The sequence below is a fragment of the Methanosarcina sp. genome, assembly GCF_028693135.1.
Lineage (GTDB): Archaea > Halobacteriota > Methanosarcinia > Methanosarcinales > Methanosarcinaceae > Methanosarcina.
In genome coordinates this window covers 1-17,204 of record NZ_JAQUVZ010000064.1, presented here as the reverse complement: position 1 = coordinate 17,204, position 17,204 = coordinate 1, and the positions used below count along the sequence as shown (strand labels likewise).

19 protein-coding genes are annotated in these 17,204 nt (G+C 40.1%); 10 read left to right on the top strand and 9 right to left on the bottom strand.

The window, feature by feature from the left end:
• Both PHF18_RS16950 and mtaC read right to left on the bottom strand, forming a co-directional pair.
• A partial coding sequence (locus PHF18_RS16950) for a methyltransferase MtaB domain-containing protein (RefSeq protein ID WP_300104799.1) occupies window positions 1-352 on the bottom strand: 352 nt, incomplete at its 3' end.
• Window positions 353-362: 10 nt separating this feature from the next.
• Window positions 363-1,139, bottom strand: a complete 777-nt coding sequence (mtaC, locus tag PHF18_RS16945) for a methanol--corrinoid protein MtaC (protein WP_300104798.1) — start codon at window positions 1,137-1,139, stop codon at window positions 363-365.
• Window positions 1,140-2,041: 902 nt separating this feature from the next.
• Here mtaC and PHF18_RS16940 point away from each other — a divergent pair.
• From PHF18_RS16940 to PHF18_RS16930, 3 genes are all read left to right on the top strand, one after another.
• Window positions 2,042-2,896, top strand: coding sequence for a winged helix-turn-helix domain-containing protein (locus tag PHF18_RS16940; protein WP_300104796.1), 855 nt, complete (start codon window positions 2,042-2,044; stop codon window positions 2,894-2,896).
• Between the two features lie 61 nt (window positions 2,897-2,957).
• Window positions 2,958-3,749: a winged helix-turn-helix domain-containing protein gene (locus tag PHF18_RS16935; protein ID WP_300104795.1), complete on the top strand. Its 792-nt coding sequence runs from the start codon at window positions 2,958-2,960 to the stop codon at window positions 3,747-3,749.
• A 161-nt stretch (window positions 3,750-3,910) separates the two neighbouring features.
• Complete coding sequence (locus tag PHF18_RS16930) at window positions 3,911-4,387, top strand: DNA-deoxyinosine glycosylase (RefSeq protein WP_300104793.1); 477 nt, start codon at window positions 3,911-3,913, stop codon at window positions 4,385-4,387.
• Between the two features lie 107 nt (window positions 4,388-4,494).
• On the opposite strand, the gene PHF18_RS16925 is transcribed toward PHF18_RS16930, so the two are convergent.
• The 3 genes from PHF18_RS16925 to ygiD form a co-directional block, all read right to left on the bottom strand.
• Window positions 4,495-4,674: a 4Fe-4S binding protein gene (locus tag PHF18_RS16925; RefSeq protein ID WP_300104792.1), complete on the bottom strand. Its 180-nt coding sequence runs from the start codon at window positions 4,672-4,674 to the stop codon at window positions 4,495-4,497.
• Window positions 4,675-4,832: 158 nt separating this feature from the next.
• Complete coding sequence (locus tag PHF18_RS16920) at window positions 4,833-6,755, bottom strand: SWIM zinc finger domain-containing protein (RefSeq protein WP_300104790.1); 1,923 nt, start codon at window positions 6,753-6,755, stop codon at window positions 4,833-4,835.
• A 210-nt stretch (window positions 6,756-6,965) separates the two neighbouring features.
• Entirely contained in the window at window positions 6,966-7,742 is a 777-nt protein-coding gene (gene ygiD, locus PHF18_RS16915; protein ID WP_300104789.1) for a 4,5-DOPA dioxygenase extradiol, read from the bottom strand.
• Window positions 7,743-8,035: 293 nt separating this feature from the next.
• Here ygiD and PHF18_RS16910 point away from each other — a divergent pair, with 293 nt between their 5' ends.
• Complete coding sequence (locus PHF18_RS16910; protein WP_300104788.1) at window positions 8,036-8,545, top strand: inorganic diphosphatase; 510 nt, start codon at window positions 8,036-8,038, stop codon at window positions 8,543-8,545.
• Window positions 8,546-9,344: 799 nt separating this feature from the next.
• Here PHF18_RS16910 and PHF18_RS16905 read toward each other — a convergent pair.
• The 3 genes from PHF18_RS16905 to PHF18_RS16895 form a co-directional block, all read right to left on the bottom strand.
• On the bottom strand, window positions 9,345-9,797 hold the full coding sequence (locus PHF18_RS16905; protein WP_300104787.1) for a hypothetical protein: 453 nt from the start codon (window positions 9,795-9,797) through the stop codon (window positions 9,345-9,347).
• Between the two features lie 196 nt (window positions 9,798-9,993).
• Window positions 9,994-10,170, bottom strand: coding sequence for a hypothetical protein (locus PHF18_RS16900; protein WP_300104785.1), 177 nt, complete (start codon window positions 10,168-10,170; stop codon window positions 9,994-9,996).
• Window positions 10,171-10,665: 495 nt separating this feature from the next.
• Window positions 10,666-12,948, bottom strand: coding sequence for a carboxypeptidase-like regulatory domain-containing protein (locus tag PHF18_RS16895; protein WP_300104784.1), 2,283 nt, complete (start codon window positions 12,946-12,948; stop codon window positions 10,666-10,668).
• A gap of 506 nt (window positions 12,949-13,454) precedes the next feature.
• On the opposite strand from PHF18_RS16895, the gene PHF18_RS16890 reads away from it, so the two are divergent.
• From PHF18_RS16890 to PHF18_RS16865, 6 genes are all read left to right on the top strand, one after another.
• A complete protein-coding gene (locus PHF18_RS16890; protein ID WP_300104782.1) occupies window positions 13,455-13,613 on the top strand; it encodes an MTH865 family protein in 159 nt (52 codons plus the stop codon).
• 231 nt (window positions 13,614-13,844) lie between these two features.
• The gene (locus PHF18_RS16885) at window positions 13,845-14,156 is read left to right on the top strand and encodes a flavodoxin family protein (RefSeq protein WP_300104780.1); all 312 of its coding nucleotides are present in this window, start codon (window positions 13,845-13,847) and stop codon (window positions 14,154-14,156) included.
• Between the two features lie 6 nt (window positions 14,157-14,162).
• Window positions 14,163-14,501: a hypothetical protein gene (locus PHF18_RS16880; RefSeq protein WP_300104778.1), complete on the top strand. Its 339-nt coding sequence runs from the start codon at window positions 14,163-14,165 to the stop codon at window positions 14,499-14,501.
• Window positions 14,502-14,873: 372 nt separating this feature from the next.
• Entirely contained in the window at window positions 14,874-15,086 is a 213-nt protein-coding gene (locus PHF18_RS16875) for a hypothetical protein (protein WP_300104776.1), read from the top strand.
• A 450-nt stretch (window positions 15,087-15,536) separates the two neighbouring features.
• Window positions 15,537-16,034: a flavodoxin family protein gene (locus PHF18_RS16870; RefSeq protein ID WP_300104774.1), complete on the top strand. Its 498-nt coding sequence runs from the start codon at window positions 15,537-15,539 to the stop codon at window positions 16,032-16,034.
• Between the two features lie 58 nt (window positions 16,035-16,092).
• A complete protein-coding gene (locus PHF18_RS16865; protein WP_300104772.1) occupies window positions 16,093-16,188 on the top strand; it encodes a GyrI-like domain-containing protein in 96 nt (31 codons plus the stop codon).
• Between the two features lie 58 nt (window positions 16,189-16,246).
• Here PHF18_RS16865 and PHF18_RS16860 read toward each other — a convergent pair whose 3' ends face one another.
• Entirely contained in the window at window positions 16,247-16,918 is a 672-nt protein-coding gene (locus tag PHF18_RS16860; RefSeq protein WP_300104771.1) for a hypothetical protein, read from the bottom strand.
• Between the last annotated feature and the right edge of the window lie 286 nt (window positions 16,919-17,204).

Genomic DNA, 17,204 nt, shown 5'->3' with positions numbered 1-17,204 from the left:
TGCCGTATTCATCGTGGTATTCTTCCATGATGGTTTTCTGGGCGTGTGCAACTTCTGCTCCCCAGGAGGGGTTGTTGGACATCTGCTGAACGTGTTCAGTTTCAAGGATAATTGCTGGGAAACCGACCTGGACCATTCTTGACATAACGTCGGTTGTGATCCTCTCGTATTCCTTGATGAGTTTTTCCTTGGATGCGCCTGCTTCAGGTCTTGGGGCGTAGTTAACTTCAGGAATTGTGTAACCAGCACCGATCTCAAGGCCAAGGCCTGCTTTTACGGGATACTTGGATACGCCGAAGTTCATTTCGTCTGCACTTGCATATGCCATTGAAGTGTATCTTTTTGCTGCCATCTCATTCACCTCAGTGCTTGTGGAATTTGTCTCTTAATGCTGCAATATCGTTTGTACCTGCAATGATTGCGTCAGCAATCTTGGGAGCGTCAGCTGCTTCTTCACCGTACACACCGAGTGCATACTGGGATACGAAGTCCTGGTTGACTGCGCCGCCACCGCATGCGAATGGGATCTTAATTCCCTTCTCAAGGAGTTTGTCGTTAACTTCCTTGAATGCATACATAGTGGTGGTCATGAGTGCAGTACCTGTGACCATGAGAGGCTTGTTTGCAACAACTGATGCAACAACTTCGTCAACAGGGACGTCCCTTCCGAGGTCAACTACGTCGTAGCCGTTTGCCCTGAGGAGAGCGGTAACGATGTTCTTACCGATGTCGTGGACGTCACCTTCTGCGACGTGGCAGACAACGGTTCCCTTGGTTTCATGGACGGTTTCAGAGTTTTCCTTACAGAAATCGATACCGTTGAGCATGGCGTCAGCGGACATCATGACGTTGGGGAGGAAAATTACACCTTCGTCGTAGAGTTTGGTGACAACGCCCATACCGACCATGAGGGCATCGTCGATGAGGGTGATAGGGTCCTTGCCTGCATCCATTGCTGCCTGGAGACCCTCGACTACGTCATCTTCTTCTCCTTCGAAGATGGCTTTTGCAATCGGGTAAATAAGTTCGTCCTTAGGATAGAGCTCTTCTGCGGCGTCTTCAGGCGTCATTGCCTTTTCCAGAGCCACGTTGTATCTGGTTAATACCTTTTTCAGACTTGCTTCTGTAAAGTCCAACATATTTCTAAACCTCCATTTAGATTATACAAAAAGGTCCTTGCCATTCCGGATCTGCAGTTTTCCGAATTTATAAGGCCGGGATGTTCCGGTTTTGCCTTTGTAAAGTTTTTTCTTTCTGTGGTAGTACCCTGAGAACCACCTGGAGTTTATCTATTTTATAGGTGTAAATTCCAGATTTCTGCAGTACAATACCTGTGAAAGAATTTCTTACTCCTGTTACCGGAACTTTTCCTTTTTTATTGTATTCCACGTCTGTTATGCTGACATGTGTTTACAGCGTAATTAGAAGAAATTATCACATATACCATAACCGACGGAAATTTTTTTTTGATTTTTACAGGTCAACACCGGCTCTGAATTTTTGAGGGCAAGATGCGACTTCCGGGGGTCTAATTTTTCCGGCTCTTCTCTCCTGATACACGAGTTCTAAATTTTTGGGGCAAATCCGGGATCATACCCTCAACATTTTCCAAGGCATTTTTATTTTTAAAACAGTATCTCTTTTTTTAAACAATGTCATCATTTAGATAAAGCCCATCAAAAATTTCAATGTTCATATTTACTCTCTCAGCGGAACCTCTCTGCTTTTTGTTATTAGTTGAGGTGCCGTTTTCTTTTTGAAATCTGGCTGATGATGTCGTTTATCCTTTTAATATTTCTTCCCTTCCTAACTGGTCGAATTCTCTTATTTCGCCTCCCTTACGTTTTAAATTATTCATCCAAATTCTTTTATATAAATGGAAACATCGGTTATCTTGTATATGGCGCAAATTCTTCCTCTTATTAAGAGCGTACATTACCTGAATGGAACTCAAATTTTTATTCTTTAATGTACGAACATTTCCTGTGCCACATGATGCAGACATCATATATTTACAAAAAACGAGATAGAAGTGGTTTGAATGCAATCTGAGTTAATAGATGTAGTATTTCGTTCCCAGAAAAGAAGAGATCTCCTCCTACTTCTGGGAGAAGAACCTCGAACAATGGAAGAAATTAAAGTCCTTCTTGATGTTTCCCCCACAGCTATCTTACCCCATATCAAAAGGTTTACGGATAGTAACCTGGTTATTCAGAAAAATGGCAAATATGAATTGACAGATATGGGAAATCAGGTGTTCAAAAAAGCCCGGTCTCTTGTTGACGTCCTTACTCTGGTTGAAAAAGACAACTACTGGATCGAGCATGACCTGGGTGGAATCCCGCAGTATCTTCTTGACAGGATAGGGGACATTAAAGGTTGTAATCTTGTCAAAGCTGATCCCAGCCAGATATTTGAACCGAGCATTGAGCTTTTTAATTTCTTTTCCTCTTCCCGCTATCTCATGGTGGTTTCATCCTTTTACAGGCCTGAGTTCCTTCCCCTCTATTCAAAGCTCGGAAGGCTTGATTCAGAGGTTTCCCTTATTTTCACGGAATCGGTACTCGATAAGTTCCTGCACAATTATGAACGGAAAATAAGGAAATTTGCCACAATGGAGAACACCGATCTTTTCGTCTGTAAAGATGGTTTAAAAATTGCCGAGCTTATTGTCTCTGATCGCGGGATGATGATTTCTCTCTTTGACAGCCAGGGCAGGTTCTATCATGACTATATGAGCTGTTATGATCCCCAGGCTATTTCCTGGGCAAGAGAGCTCTTTGATTTTTATAAATCAAAGGCATTAAAGGTTGAGGATGAGAATATTATTGATAGTTTTACATCCACATCCAAAGACGGGGCTTTCTCAGAATCTCTTCTGTTAAGCTGTCACTAATATATACTGATGTAGTAACAGATTTAATCTCAAATTCCCTTCCGGAAGGAGGCTGAATAGAATGAGTATGGAACTGCAATTAATAGATACTATTTTCTTTTCGGACAAAAGAAAAAATTTGCTTCTATTCCTGAAGAACGGGCCAAAAACGATTGAAGAGATCAAGACTGAGCTTGAAGTCAGTTCCAGCCCTATTATGGCTCAGATCCGTATCCTCATCAAAGATGGGCTGCTGGTGCAGAAAGATGAGGGTTACGAGCTTTCTGTAAAAGGGAAGCTTATAGTTCCCAAAATGGAACCTCTCCTCTCCACATTCCGGGTTTTTGATGAGAACCATGATTACTGGGCAAGGCAGAACCTTCGCACCCTTCCTTCGCACCTGCTTGACCGGATAGGGGAGCTTGGCAAGTGTATGGAGCTTGTGCCTGATAGAACTCATATCTTTGATTACCCTCCTGAAATTATGGACCCCCTTTACAGATCAAAAACGGTTATGGAAGTCTCTTCTTTTTTCCGCCCAGGGTATCCGGGGCTCTACCTGGACCTTGCGAATAAAGGCATAGAGGTTTCTATGGTTCTGGAAAAGCCCATATACAGGAAACTGGTCTCCGATTACAGGCAGGAGGTAGGGGAGTTCATAAACATGGAAAATGCGCAGATCTTTGTTTGTGACAATAAAATAGAACTTGCTTCCAGCCTTGTTACAGACCGCTTTATCTCGATGTCCATGATCTCAAAGGATGGAAGGTACTATAACCATGAAATGGTGAGCTTTGAAAAAAGCGCCCTTGAATGGGGAAAGGAACTTTTCAACTATTACAGGGACATGGCTGAGCAGATTACACAGGTTTGAGAAATACTCAGGCCCTGGGGTTTTGTAAATGTCTGAAGTTTTGCAAGCCTTATAGATCATGCAAATCTGAGTAGCCTCCAAAGGTTCGAGCAGATTAAACAAATTTACTTTTTTTCTTTCCCTAAAATTAAAGTAACCTCAAAACCCATTTTTCTCTTACCATGATAAAGCGAGGTTTGCCTGCGGTCCTTGACGAAAATACCAGGATCCTGATTCTGGGGTCCCTCCCGAGTGACGAATCCATCCGAAAGCAACAGTACTACGGAAATCTCGGAAATGACTTCTGGAGGCTGCTCGGAGATGCGATAGGAGCAGACCTCCAGAGCATGGATTATAATAGAAGGCTTGAAACCCTGAGACACAACAGAATTGGGCTCTGGGATGTGTTTAATGCCGGAAGCCGGGAAGGAAGCCTGGACTCAAGGATCGGGGACGAAGAAATAAACGATTTCTCAAGTTTGCAAAAAATAGTTCCAGAGCTGAAGCTTGTCTGTTTTAACGGCAAAAAAGCAGGAGAATACGAGCCTCTCCTGAGGGAAATGGGTTATGAAACAAAGGTCCTGCCCTCCTCAAGCGGGGCAAACCGGAGATTTTCGAAAAAGAGGATAATGGAGTGGGAAACCATTTTCAAACGTTGAAATATTCCCACTCTAAAAGGTCAAAAATTATAGGTCGAAAATTATCCTAGAACTATTCAAGATTTCTCATAGACTTTTTTAATACTTGTTCAAGGTTCGCTCAAAACTTATTCTACTTTAATTGCTCCTACCGGGCAGGCCTCTTCGCAGGCCCCGCAGTCCACGCATTCGTCTTCATCCACAACTGCACATCCTGCTTCTTCGTCAATAATGATTGCTTCTACAGGGCATTCATCCACACAGGTTCCACAGCCGGTACATTCTTCTTTGTTGACTTTTGCTGGCATGAGTTTTAACTCCTTTCGAATCGTTTTTTATGTTTTTTGTTCTAATCAGTATTTTTGAAGCATAATGGGGTTCAGGATAAGAGTCAATCCGAACTCATTATTATTTATATTTTAATATGTATATAAAAATTTGCCTTCGTTCAGATGGGAATATTCCTTCACTCCTCAATGATTCTGTCTTTCCCCAGAATATCAAGGATTTCAAGCAGCTTTCTTTTGAGCCTGTTCTTTTCCCTTATCTCGCTGAGATAAGATTCCCATTCGGCTTTTTGTCCCCCGGCTTCCATAGCATTCCTGACCATCCGGAGATAAATGGATGCAGATTCGTATGCCTCTACCTTTGTCCTGGAAATGAGTTCCTCTGCAACCGTTTTCCATATGTCGATCGCAATTTCCGGATATTTTTCCTGTACGGTGCGGGCAATTTTATCTCTCCGGGTAAAATACCTATCTTCTCCCTTTTTTCTCCTTATTTTTAGCTTGTTGTACCACCTGGCCACTTCATCGGGATTCTTTTCTTCAATGGCGATGTCGATTAAGAGTTCAAAGTCAAGTGCATCAATTTTTTTGAAAGAATCCCTGTCTGTCAGGCCTGTCTTTGGGAGAATTCCGGGTAGGCTTGAGATTTCTTCTCCGGGCCTGGCGCTGTCCGCGGGAAGGCTTCCGCTTTCCAGGTACTCATGAACAGCTTTCCGGATTTCTTCCCATACCCCGGCTTTTTTTGCTGATTCCCGCAAACCTGTGTAAAATTGCAGTGAGGGGTACCTGAAAAACTCTTCTGCATGTAGAGCTGCTACAAAGAGCCAGTTCTCTTCTTTTTCCTTGATTTCGAGGAGTGTCCGGAAGAGTTCGTAGGCAGTTTCCGGGGAAGATTTCCTGGTTTCTTTTATTTCCCGGTAGATCCACTCTTCTGCCTTTTCTTTTTGCCCTGCGGAAAGCAGCACTTTGATTAGCCGGACATAGCTCCAATCCTCTCCAGCTTCGACTTCCTCTTCGCAAAGGGAGATAGCTTCTTCATAATTCCCGGCTTTTTCGAGCGCCAGGACAAGCTGTTTTACAAGCTGTCCCCTGTCCCAGTCGAAATCTGAGGGAGTTTTTCCGCTGTCGCTTGCCTCCAGCCTGTCTTTAAGGACTTCGGAAAAGCGGTACCACTCCTCAACTGGAAAATCCGAATTCCAGAAGGCTTCTTCGTCAAAAATCCCGCATTCGTCTTTTAATTCCAAATCCAGAACTTTAAGCATACTTTCGTGGGCTGGGCTTCCGGACTGCAGGAGGGCTTTGATAACCACTCCCATGCATTCGCCAATCTCCATGCCGATATTCTTCTCTTCATCATAAGGGGCTATTTCTTCATACCCTTCCAGAATTCTCATACCCAGGTCTGCAACTTCATCTGCATACCCGGTTTCAAGGAGACTTTCCAGCCGGTTCCTCAGGTCCGAAAAATCAGGGACAGGGGAGTCATAATCTCTGTAGTCATAGCTTCTGGCTTCCTCCCAGAGCTCTTCCAGTTCGGAGTATATGTTCCCTACCGTCTCCTCCGTATCCCCCGATGCAAGGTTCAGCATGTCCTGCAGGTGCCTGGTAAGCAGGGAATCCCTATCTGATAAATTCATCAAAAGGTCAATAAGTTCCTCTTTTTCCATCTGCTCCAGGTATTCCCTCAGCTCTGTCCGGAAAACCTGATACGAATCCCGGGCCTCTTCAACTTTCAGGGCAGATCCCTGTCTGGCCATTATAATTAGCGGGTCCCCTTCGGAAGCAATGGGAACTTCTTCTCCTTGCTCTGCGAGTTCAAGGTATTCAAGTACAGCGGCAACCCCGTGTTTGCAGTCATGTTCAACCGGACAGGTGCAGGTGGAACTAAGTTCCCCGTTTTCCAGGGAAACTTCCGTGAAATATATTTTCGTCCCCTGTACCCGGGCTATGAGGCTACCCTCAGGGGTTTGTTTAATCTCTTTTACTCTTTCTTCGTCCTGGTACTTCATTCCCTTCGCAGTGGCTTTCTCTCCAGCCCAGGCCTGGAGGTCGCTCCATTTGAGGGCTTGGAAGGGGTCGGAGTTTTCACTTTCTGATGGCATAAGCTACTATTTTGGGAACGTGATATAAAAAAGAGACTATGGCAGAAAAAACGGTTCAGGCTTTTTTCCGGGTGAATTTTCAAAAAAATATCCCCGAAACTGTTCAAAAATATGTTCAAAAAAGAAGACAATTTGAAAAGTATAGTCTATATAATTCAAACTCAGGCCCTCCTCCGTATGAAGGCTCTGTTATAGATTACGAGCTAATTTTTATTCTTTTGAAGCCTCAAATAATATACACCGCATGGAAACCGATGCATAAACTATCTCTTCACAAAAAAAACTGGCAGTCTCATTTTTATTTGTTGCGCCAAGAGAGTAGATTAAAGGGATATAATGTTCGGCGGAATTTACGGATAATAATGCATCTTCCCCGAGTAATTCGTAATTTACCAGTTTCATATCGTCTCTGGCTGTAACGTACTTTTTCACTTTTTCATCAAAACGGATTGCCCATTTATAAGGAGTTCCTGGCATTCTTGCCAGCACGAGGTTATGCACGACGTTTCCGGTGCAAAAGATAAGAATCCCCTCTTCTCTCAATTTATAAAGTTTCTTTGCCAGGTCATAGTGCTGCTGCATGCTGAGTTTTCGATTTATGCTGAGTTCAACTACCGGGATATCAGCATCAGGGTACATCTTGGAAAGTACACTCCACACTCCGTGGTCAACGCCCCATTTGCTGTCAAAATTAACCTTTTTAACCAGGTCTTTTACTTTTGTAACAAGTTCCTTTGAACCGGAGCAATCATATTTCTGGTCATATAATTCCTGTGGGAACCCATAAAAATCGTGAATTGTTTTAAGCTTCTTGTTTGAAGTAACACTGGAATCTTCTCTCTCATAGTGTGCAGATATTGCCAGGATTGCTTCAGGTTTTGGTATTTTTTTGGAAATATCTCTCCAGCTTCTTGTAAACTCATTGTTTTCGATGGCATTCATGGGGGATCCATGGCCTATAAACAGAACTGGCATAATTTTTTCCATGCTGTTGACCCCGGTTTAATTCTTTTTTGTCTACTATAGAACTATACGCATTTGAGGTATAAAATCAGGTACAATCGATTTTGAGGTTAAAGTCATGCTCTGGACAGTTGGCGGTTTAATGTTTGATTTCTAAGTTCAACCGCGTAAGTCCTAATAGTTCAAATAAGGCAAATGACTTTTGTTTGCAGGCAGTTCTATTTTTTATCTTAATGTTTTATATTAATAACCTGTCAGAACACATTAATAGTTGTAATCATTACATAGCAATTAATTAATAATTTGGAAGTGTTGGTATGACTGAACGACAGGTTGAAAATGTACTCATTGAAATTCCAAAGGGATGTCGGAACAAATACGAGTACGATAAAGAAAAGAAAATGATCAAATACGACAGAATGCTTTTTTCTTCAATGGTATATCCTTCTGATTATGGTTTTTTCCCGGATACTCTAGCTCTTGATGGTGACCCTTTAGATGCTATGGTTTTAACATGGGAACCTACATTTCCAGGCTGTTTAATGGAAGTGCATCTTGTTGCATTATTTGACATGGAAGATGACAAAGGAAGAGATCAAAAAATACTCTGTGTTCCAAAAAATGATCCTTTATGGAATTATATTGAATCCGTTGATCAGATCCCTCCTCACTTATTAAAGGTAATTACAAACTTCTTTGAAACTTATAAGAATTTAGAAGACAAACGAGTAAAGGTCATTGGTTGGAAAGATTTTGAAACCGCAGTTAATGTACTACAGGAAGCTAAAGATCGATATATTGAGCAAAACAAAGAATGCAATCAGTGATGAGTTGCTGTTCTCTTTAAATTGAAAAATAAGTGCTATGGGCCCGTTGAAATTCAGAACCCGTTTTTGCTTCCGGAGCGCGGTTCGAGATATTTCGCGGGGCTCAATACCGCAAAAAGGTTATGGGAATCCCAGGAAATTTGTAAAAAGATAAGTGGGGTCGCTGAGATTCGAACTCCGGACCTCCGCCGTGTGAAGGCGACTTTAAGCCCATATCTTTCGAAAAAGAGCCCTTATCGGGCGAATATTATATTTTTAATCTCTCGAAACCGGGGATTCCTCAAAATATTTCCTTTCGTAATAACCATGCAAGTGTCCAGAAAACAGGTCGTTCTCACAGTGCATCGCACAGTTTTCCGCATCGCTTCTCTTGCTTCGTATCTTCTACCTTTTTGCGGGGTGGCTGCACGCAATTTGATTTTAGGAGTTGACTATGATGTTTTATACTGTTCTTTTTCTTTGAATACGGGAACAAAGGAATACCTGAGAAAGTTCACTGTAGAGGCTCAGATTAAACCAAATTAAAAAATATGAAGAAAAATAGCAAAATAAGAAAGAAAAAAGAAGAAAATAAAAAAAAGCCGAGAATTTTCAAAAAGGGCTATAAATTATTAAACATTTGAGAACCAACTCAGCCGTAAACAACCCAAGCAGTACCAAAAATAAAAGAATCAAAAGGTTGAGTATGACCGGACCAATTCTTACTCGAATTTTTCCTAGTCCATACACTCCAATTACCATATATAATAATGATGGATTGGTATATCTTATTTTCGGTTATCTTTTTTGGTTTTTATTATTACTTCCTCTCTTCTAATTCTTTAATCTGCTTTGCCAGCCGGTTAAGTTGTTCTTGTTTTTCAGCCAGCTCCTCTTTAAGCTTCCTCAATTTCTCTTCCTGCTCCGTGCCCTTTTTATCTTCTTCGTGTACTTCCAAACGCAAGAGAACAGTAATATCTTTTCCCACGTTCTTAGGCCCTATAGATGATAATCTCCCCTTCGAATCAGCCACACAGGTATAAACCGTATCATCTGCCAGCAATTCTATTTTGTGATCCTGTATCTTTTTATGCCCTAAAATCACTATACACTTTTTTCCTGCATTCGCGATACCTACATTTGTGGGTATTCCCCTCGCCATCACAGTTCGATGGAGCACTTCGTTAACTGATTCGAGAATAATGATCATCCGCCAGTGATTAACCGGCCACAAAATAGATTGTGATGGTTTGTTTGACGGGTTTTCACTCATCTTTTAACTCCATGTATCTATTTCACAAATCCTTTCACAAATCCTTTCTCAACTGCATTTAATATCCTTTATAACATTTTCAGTGATCGCAGGAGCTCAACATATCACAATTTCTAAAAAAGAATCAAAGGGGAAATTTAGAGAGTCATTCTTTTTTGTACTCCCGTTTTGCCCGGGGTATTTGAAAGTTTTGAGCTCATGATTTCTTTACCCATTCCATACTTTCTTCATACAATCTGTGGTATTCATTTTCGAGGGGGGTTCCGCCTTTCTTCAAAAATAGCCGAATAACACCTCGCACAATTTGAAGTATTACCCTCCCGAATAAATAAAAGAAAATAAAGTATCCAAAAAAGGATATGTCTTCTATCATTTTCTTAATACCTCCTCGTATTCCTCATATAGTCGGTACCTTTACACACAAACTGGATAAATCAAAACGACATGGTTCTTCCATATCTCTAACAATAAAGTTTATTTGGTTTACTTTGATTCTTGAGATTCCTTTTTTATCTCAATATAATTTTATCATACGTATACCTGATCCTCCGGACGTATTCTATTAATAGTTTTCGTATTATGCGAATGATATTTAAAGTAAACACCATGGGTACAAGAAACAGTGAAGAAGGCTCTTCGTCATTCTCTATGGATACGATGATTTTCAATTCAAGACCGCGTTGGTTTTATGAGGATATCTACACAAAACAACGAAGGGTCAGAAAGAATTGAAGCATTAGAAAATGAAGTATCTAAAAACCTGTGAATTGGATCTAGCAAACCCATAAAGTCAACTACCCGCTAAATCTAAAGAGTTAACGGGTTTCCTGCTGAGGGTTTATGAAAAACTCGAATAAGGAACAGATGATTAATGCTCCTTACGAGTTTTTGACAATACGAGTCCTGCAAGAATTAAGATTAAAACACAGAATGAACCCATATACGTAGACCCTACATACGTTTCATCACTGTCTGGAAATGATACATTAACATATTCACATACAGTTCCATAAGTCTGAGACTGCGCACTAATTCTCACAGTGTACGTTTTACCAGGATAGTCAGTGACTATAAAAGAGTCAGTTACCACTCCTACAGGGTTACTTACGTTGTCATTAGTACCTGAGATTTCTAATGGTACAAATTTTTCTCCCTCACTCATAGTACCCAGTACAAAAGTTAGGTCGCTGGATTGTGATGAAGAATCATAATAGCTTGCATTAATATAAGCTGCTGTATTGTTTATCTGTTTATATGTGCAATTTGTACTGATCACAGTCTGCATTGCAGGTATTGCAGATGTGTCACCTGAAGGTATTGTAATAGTATATTGGTCCAGATCAGGTGTCAATGTGCTGGTATACTTTTGTCCATCCAGATCGATTGTTACAATTTTATATGTGACACCCTGAGTCAAATGGAAATTTGCTTTACCGTTATCATTTGTCCAGGCACAAAAATTCGGTTTTTCATTACCTGGGTTATTATCTGGTGTATAAATCTGAACTTCACACCCATAAATCCTCTCATTTGAATCAGTACAAACATATAACTGTACATAGTGTGGTTCTGAATAATCAGGTGCCTTAACCATTTTCAAATTTAGTTCTGTGTTTATACATGTCATATTTATTGGCAATTCAGGACTGTTAAGGTAGCCTGTTGCTGAAGCAGTTAAACAGTACGTGCCTTTTCCACTGTTCACATTGAACTGGTAAATCCCATCAACATCAGTAATTTGAGTACTGCTCCAGGTATTATTTGATAATGTTATTACAGCACTCTGAATAGGTTGATCTGTAGTTGCATCTGTTAAATATCCATATACACCAGAATAAACCGTAGCCAATGTTTTACCACTTACTGTGAACAAACTCACAGGATTGTTGTATACCCATGAATTATGAACGTCATCATGTGCACCGATTTTTATAGCAAAAGACCCATCGTAGCTTATTGGTACATTTGCAGATGTTTGTGAAGTGTTAAGACTATATATTAGGTGAGAAGAGTCGAATTGTGATGTACTGTTATATACATTGATAGAATAACCGGTTGCATTTAAATATGTCCAGCTTATGCTTACATCGCCGTTAACAGTTGAAATTGTACTGCCACTAGCTGGAAACGTGACAGAAGGTAGTACAGAACCATTGTAAACAGGTAAATTTCTTGTGCCCTTGTCTGCAACATACCCGTAGTCTTCTGTACCCCTGGTGCATGAATAGGAACTGGTTACAATATTGCCAGTTGATGTAATATTCATACCACTAATTCCATCATATGCAGGACTGTTATAGAATATATTATTTGAAACAGTACCTCCGCCTGAACAGGCCCCATTAGCCGGGTCTTGATAAATTGTATCTAATTGAAGTGTTGAAAATATATTATCATAAATATTAAGGCCTGTTACCTCCCCTCCCATTACTTCCACACCAGCATTACCCGAACCAGTATCGGTGTAGAAAGTATTCTTGTAAATTTGAACGTTTTTCGTATCATGAATTTTTATGCAAGAATTTATAAAAGTGCCCCAGCAATTATTAAATATTAAAATTTCATTACCGGCTGCCCATGCATCAAAACTGTCATGCCCAGGTTTACACACGGTATTATAAACCTGAACATTGTCAGTATTTTTACTGCAGAAAATAAAGTCCCCCATACTGTATTGCATTTTTAAGTCGTGGATAACTACATTTGAACAGCCAGGTAAATAAACTCCTTTTTGATATTCTCTATACTTGTTGCTTGCTGAATGCATTTTACTTAAAGATTCCCAACCACCGTCAATTAAGAAATTTGAAATTTCAATATCTGAAATACGTTCACAGCTAATAATATCTTGAGTTTCAAAATTAGAGCTGGGATTGTCACAATAGATTACTGTCGCACCAATCCCATTTCCGTTAAGAGTTATCCCTGATTTCATGATTATGGATGAACTTATGTGAAACGTGGTTGATGCAAGCTGTACAGTGTCACCTGAATCCGCTGATTGTATGGCAGCATTAATAACATTTTGGTCGTCTGAACCTGCAGGGTTAAAGGAAGTTCCTGGACCTACATTGATAATTGCACCTGAGCAATTTACTGAAAAAAAACAGATAAATAAAAGCAAAGAAATAAAATAATTTTTAGTTTTCATACTTGTCACTAATCTTTTATTCTTTTAGAGAGTACAACGACGGAATGCGTCTTAAATTTTTCCTTAAGTTCTTTCAAAAATAGTGGTTTTGTTTTTATATAAAGAAGCGTAAAACCCGTGAAATCTTTTATTACTATGGGAGCGCAGAGGGTCACGAATACCCTGATCTTTAGAGGCTGTCCGACAATTCAATTTCAGGGCAAAAACCTGTGAAATATAAGGTGTTTAAGACCTTTAAATCGAAAAAAAAGGAATTCGGTTTTTATTGATAGTAATTGTCGGACAGCCTGTTTAGCTCAGGGTAGTTGACTCATAATGGGGATTTTCTGCATATGGATTACAATGGTTTCCATCAGAACTCCAAAGGTCATTGGAGTAACTCAAATGCAACAGGTGCATTGCAGTGACGATTAAGTATATATCAATAACTTTCCTATCTTCTATTGCGGTTCAATGTCTTTGGAAGACATGCAACCATATATAACATATATAAAGGAGACAAAAATATGAGCGTAAAAGAAGATATTCATTCACAGATCCTTGGCGGACTCGCAAATGCAATATTTCCTATAAAAACACCTGAAGAACTTCTTGCAGCATTCCCTGCAGGCGCAGATACCAAATGTAAGTCCGGAGATTGCGAAGTAACTGCAGGTCAATATTAAAAAATAAAAAGGCATAAAATACTTTTAATCTCTCCTTTTTCTTTTGAAACTTGACGAAGAAAATTGTCGTTTTTCCAGATAAAATTCAGCGACAATTTCAGGGGGCAAATACGACAAGTGGAACGCAGATCGCAGATGTCCTCGTTGAAAGGGCAGAGTTGTGATACCCATGCCCTATTAAGCACAAGATTTAAAGTGATTACAAACTGATTATTTAAGTGGAGGGTAATTATGAAGGTTCTGGGAGTATCGGGTTCCCCGATTAAAGACAGCAATACGGATCGTGCTCTTAAGGCAGCACTTGAAGCAACAGGTATGGATTACGAATTTGTCAAGCTGATCGATTATACCATTGCTCCCTGCAAGGCCTGTCTGGGATGCGTAGATACAAATGTCTGTGTAATTAAAGATGACGGCATTGCCCTGGCAGAAAAAGCTAAAGAAGCAGATGCTCTTATTATTGCAGGTTTTACACCATATTCCACCCTTGATGCACGTACAAAGGCATTCATTGAAAGGCTCTATCCTCTTCGCCATAAATAAGGATTTATGAAGGGAAAACCAGGAGGGAGCATAGTCACATGTGCAGTCCCGAAGGAATCTTTTAAGTTGCCACCTGCATGTGAGAACGGTATCAATGCGATCACATATTACATGATGGAGGAAGGGATGGAATCGGTAGGTTCTGTTAGGGTCCTTGGCAATAACCCCTGCGTGAAATGCAAATATGGAGACGAATGTGACATGAGCGGCATCAAGATGATGTTTGGCCCGGATGCAACTAAAGCGTCCGCAGGAATTAACAGATTTGAAGATCAGCCTGAAGCTGTCAATGCCGCAAAAGAACTGGGCAAGAAGATTGCAGAATTCCTGAAGTCAAAAGAATGAATCGAAAAATCACTTTATCCTATTTTTTTAATGTGTTCCCTATAATGCTTATTGTATAATTGTTGTTGGTCCATCTTTATACGGTTGATGTTTTGAAACACCTAAATTTCAGCAGTTCCCTTAAAGTCCACTTTGCGTCAGAAATTCCAGTTCCGTTGCAAAAAATCTGGCTGTTTCACAAAATCATTAAAAACCATCACAATTCGGAAAGTTAATCAATTTCATTCGAGCGAAAATGACAAATAACGGTGAAAATTATAGTGTCAAATTGCAGAAATATTATTTTTGCAACGGAACCTTCATTGGCCTGCATTCGAAAATGTGATCTGTTGAACTTCTGTAATCACTGAAAATGTAAGGAGTTGAAAAAGAATGGAAGATAACGAATTTAAACATTTTATACCTCCGGATCCTACCCTCAACTATAAAAGACTAAAAATGTTAGAACGGATACTGCATACAGTTGATGAAGGATTTGAAAATACTTCTGATTTTCATTTAACCGAAGTTAGGATTGATCTCAAAACCTTGCTTGAAGATGTAGAGACTGAAATGATTAATCGGGGTATGGGGTTAAAAAAATGAGTTAAAGACCTTCAACTAAGAGCCTATAATGCCATAGGCACGGAAAAAAAATTATGAGTAGGCGTTATTTTGATTACGGTGAAATAATAACAATTGAATACAAATGGACGACCTAATTGTTTGAACCGAAGAGATTTTCAAAGCTATTATTGTTTCTCTACTCAGTTTCTCTACTCATTTACTTCCACCTGTTCTAGCATTCTTTAAGTATGCATCCCATCTGATCGTTAGCTCATAGTTTCTTTTATCAGGTGAATCGGTCTTAGCAATATAGAAAGCATCTTCCAGCGTATATCGAGATTAAGTTTTGCTTGCATATCATTTAGATTATATGTTTCTTTTATTATGGTCTGTTTTTCTGTACTAATTTAATCTTTATACATTTTACCAATCCATATCCTTATATATTAGTGCAATTTATTTTTTATATCATTTATAAGGGGGAAGTTTATGAAAACATTAGTAACATATATGACACAGACAGGAAACACAAAGAAGGTCGCAGAAGCTATTTATGGGGAAATTGCTGGTGAAAAGGACATCAAAGACATCAAAGACGTAAGCAACTTTGAAGGCTATGACCTTGTATTTGTGGGTTTCCCGGTAATGCAATTTAACATTCCAGCGAATGTTTCTAAATTCGTTTTAGAGAATGTGGCTGGTAAGAACATAGCATTCTTCATGACTCATGCTGTTCCTGAAGGATTTGAGGCCATTCATTCATGGACTGGTTCTTGCAAGGATATCGCAGCCAGTGGCAATTATCTTGGTACATTTGAATGTCAGGGTGAACTTGCACAACCTATTATTGATATGCTCGAAAAGTCCGATGACCCTCAGATGAAAGAATTTGCTAAGATAGGTCCTTCCACAAAAGGACAGCCTGATGCATCCCGTGTTCAGAAAGCAAAGGAATTTGCAAAGGAAATTCAGGCAAAGGTCAAGTGACCGGATATTTTCCAAATGATCTTTTTCTCACTCATCTTTTTACCTTTTTTATTTTAATATGATATTCGGTCCCGTCCGTGAGGTATATCTGAATGACCCTCGGGAAGTCCCACCTGAAGAGATATTGACTGAAATTTATGCTCCTCTGGATTGATACGGGAAAGATTTGAGCAGGGCTCTATTAAATCAGGCTCCTGATTGATAACTGGACTTCATCTGGCTTCTTCTGGCAACTGCTGGGTGCGCCCGAAAACTATCCCCAGCAGTAGAAACACAACCATAGAAACCCCAGCGTAGCCCAGGATTCCAATATTTCGGACATTCATGTTTGCAAGTGGCACACCGATTAACCCCGCAAGACTCAGTAAACCACTGACAATCATAAGAATCCGAACAGTTTTCTCCAGCCGGCCTATCTTGAATACAGGTGCTGCAAAGAGCATTGAGAGAGCAAAGAAAAAGTCCCATGCGAGGATGTCCATTGTATAAGCTACGGATGGCCATTTGAAGGAAAAGAATAGCGAAGCCCACAGGAATCCCGCAGCTTCAATCTGCCGGCTTACAGTAAGGATAACGAAGTGAACAGTACAGGTAATACTCGCCATAAGGACCATAAATGCAAGCGCAGTAAGACTATACATTTTGGTCTCGGGGGAGGCATAAGCATGAACAGCAACCATGACGATGACCATCAATGGCGCTATCACAACGATAAGCAGCTCCAATACCGAAAAGAAAGGGTCCCCAATCGGGTCCGAAGGCGACTTGAGTGAGAGAAATCCAAGAACCAGCGTAACCGCGTATGCTATCAGGAGGAAGAACACGGCAAAGGCTGCAGTTCTTCCCAGCATTCGATGTTGTCTGGTAAAACCTTCATGTAACATCGTTTAACTCCTTTTATTGCTGTGTTACTGGTCAGGGTAATCGACCATATAAGTCAGCTCTCAGGATCTACTGATCATAAAATGCCTTGTTATTAAATAAAGGGGTTTATTTAATTTAGGAGTTACGCAGTTGAGCCGTAGCATATCGTTTTTAACACATTCATTCCTACATTAATTAATTTAATGTGTATAGAGGGTCATTTAAATATGCTGTCACTGCCACTCTTCTAATTTTCATGGCACTTTCAAACCAGGAGATTCCACTTTTGACTCTCTGTAATTCCAG

Coding starts and splice junctions, on each gene's coding strand:
- PHF18_RS16920 (WP_300104790.1), bottom strand. CDS start 6,755: ATGCCATCAGAAAGTGAAAACTCCGACCCCTTCCAAGCCCTCAAATGG.
- PHF18_RS16930 (WP_300104793.1), top strand. CDS start 3,911: ATGATAAAGCGAGGTTTGCCTGCGGTCCTTGACGAAAATACCAGGATC.
- PHF18_RS16860 (WP_300104771.1), bottom strand. CDS start 16,918: ATGTTACATGAAGGTTTTACCAGACAACATCGAATGCTGGGAAGAACT.
- mtaC (WP_300104798.1), bottom strand. CDS start 1,139: ATGTTGGACTTTACAGAAGCAAGTCTGAAAAAGGTATTAACCAGATAC.
- PHF18_RS16940 (WP_300104796.1), top strand. CDS start 2,042: ATGCAATCTGAGTTAATAGATGTAGTATTTCGTTCCCAGAAAAGAAGA.
- PHF18_RS16870 (WP_300104774.1), top strand. CDS start 15,537: ATGAAAACATTAGTAACATATATGACACAGACAGGAAACACAAAGAAG.
- PHF18_RS16910 (WP_300104788.1), top strand. CDS start 8,036: ATGACTGAACGACAGGTTGAAAATGTACTCATTGAAATTCCAAAGGGA.
- PHF18_RS16935 (WP_300104795.1), top strand. CDS start 2,958: ATGAGTATGGAACTGCAATTAATAGATACTATTTTCTTTTCGGACAAA.
- PHF18_RS16875 (WP_300104776.1), top strand. CDS start 14,874: ATGGAAGATAACGAATTTAAACATTTTATACCTCCGGATCCTACCCTC.
- PHF18_RS16880 (WP_300104778.1), top strand. CDS start 14,163: ATGAAGGGAAAACCAGGAGGGAGCATAGTCACATGTGCAGTCCCGAAG.
- PHF18_RS16905 (WP_300104787.1), bottom strand. CDS start 9,797: ATGAGTGAAAACCCGTCAAACAAACCATCACAATCTATTTTGTGGCCG.
- PHF18_RS16895 (WP_300104784.1), bottom strand. CDS start 12,948: ATGAAAACTAAAAATTATTTTATTTCTTTGCTTTTATTTATCTGTTTT.
- PHF18_RS16885 (WP_300104780.1), top strand. CDS start 13,845: ATGAAGGTTCTGGGAGTATCGGGTTCCCCGATTAAAGACAGCAATACG.
- PHF18_RS16865 (WP_300104772.1), top strand. CDS start 16,093: ATGATATTCGGTCCCGTCCGTGAGGTATATCTGAATGACCCTCGGGAA.
- ygiD (WP_300104789.1), bottom strand. CDS start 7,742: ATGGAAAAAATTATGCCAGTTCTGTTTATAGGCCATGGATCCCCCATG.
- PHF18_RS16900 (WP_300104785.1), bottom strand. CDS start 10,170: ATGATAGAAGACATATCCTTTTTTGGATACTTTATTTTCTTTTATTTA.
- PHF18_RS16925 (WP_300104792.1), bottom strand. CDS start 4,674: ATGCCAGCAAAAGTCAACAAAGAAGAATGTACCGGCTGTGGAACCTGT.
- PHF18_RS16890 (WP_300104782.1), top strand. CDS start 13,455: ATGAGCGTAAAAGAAGATATTCATTCACAGATCCTTGGCGGACTCGCA.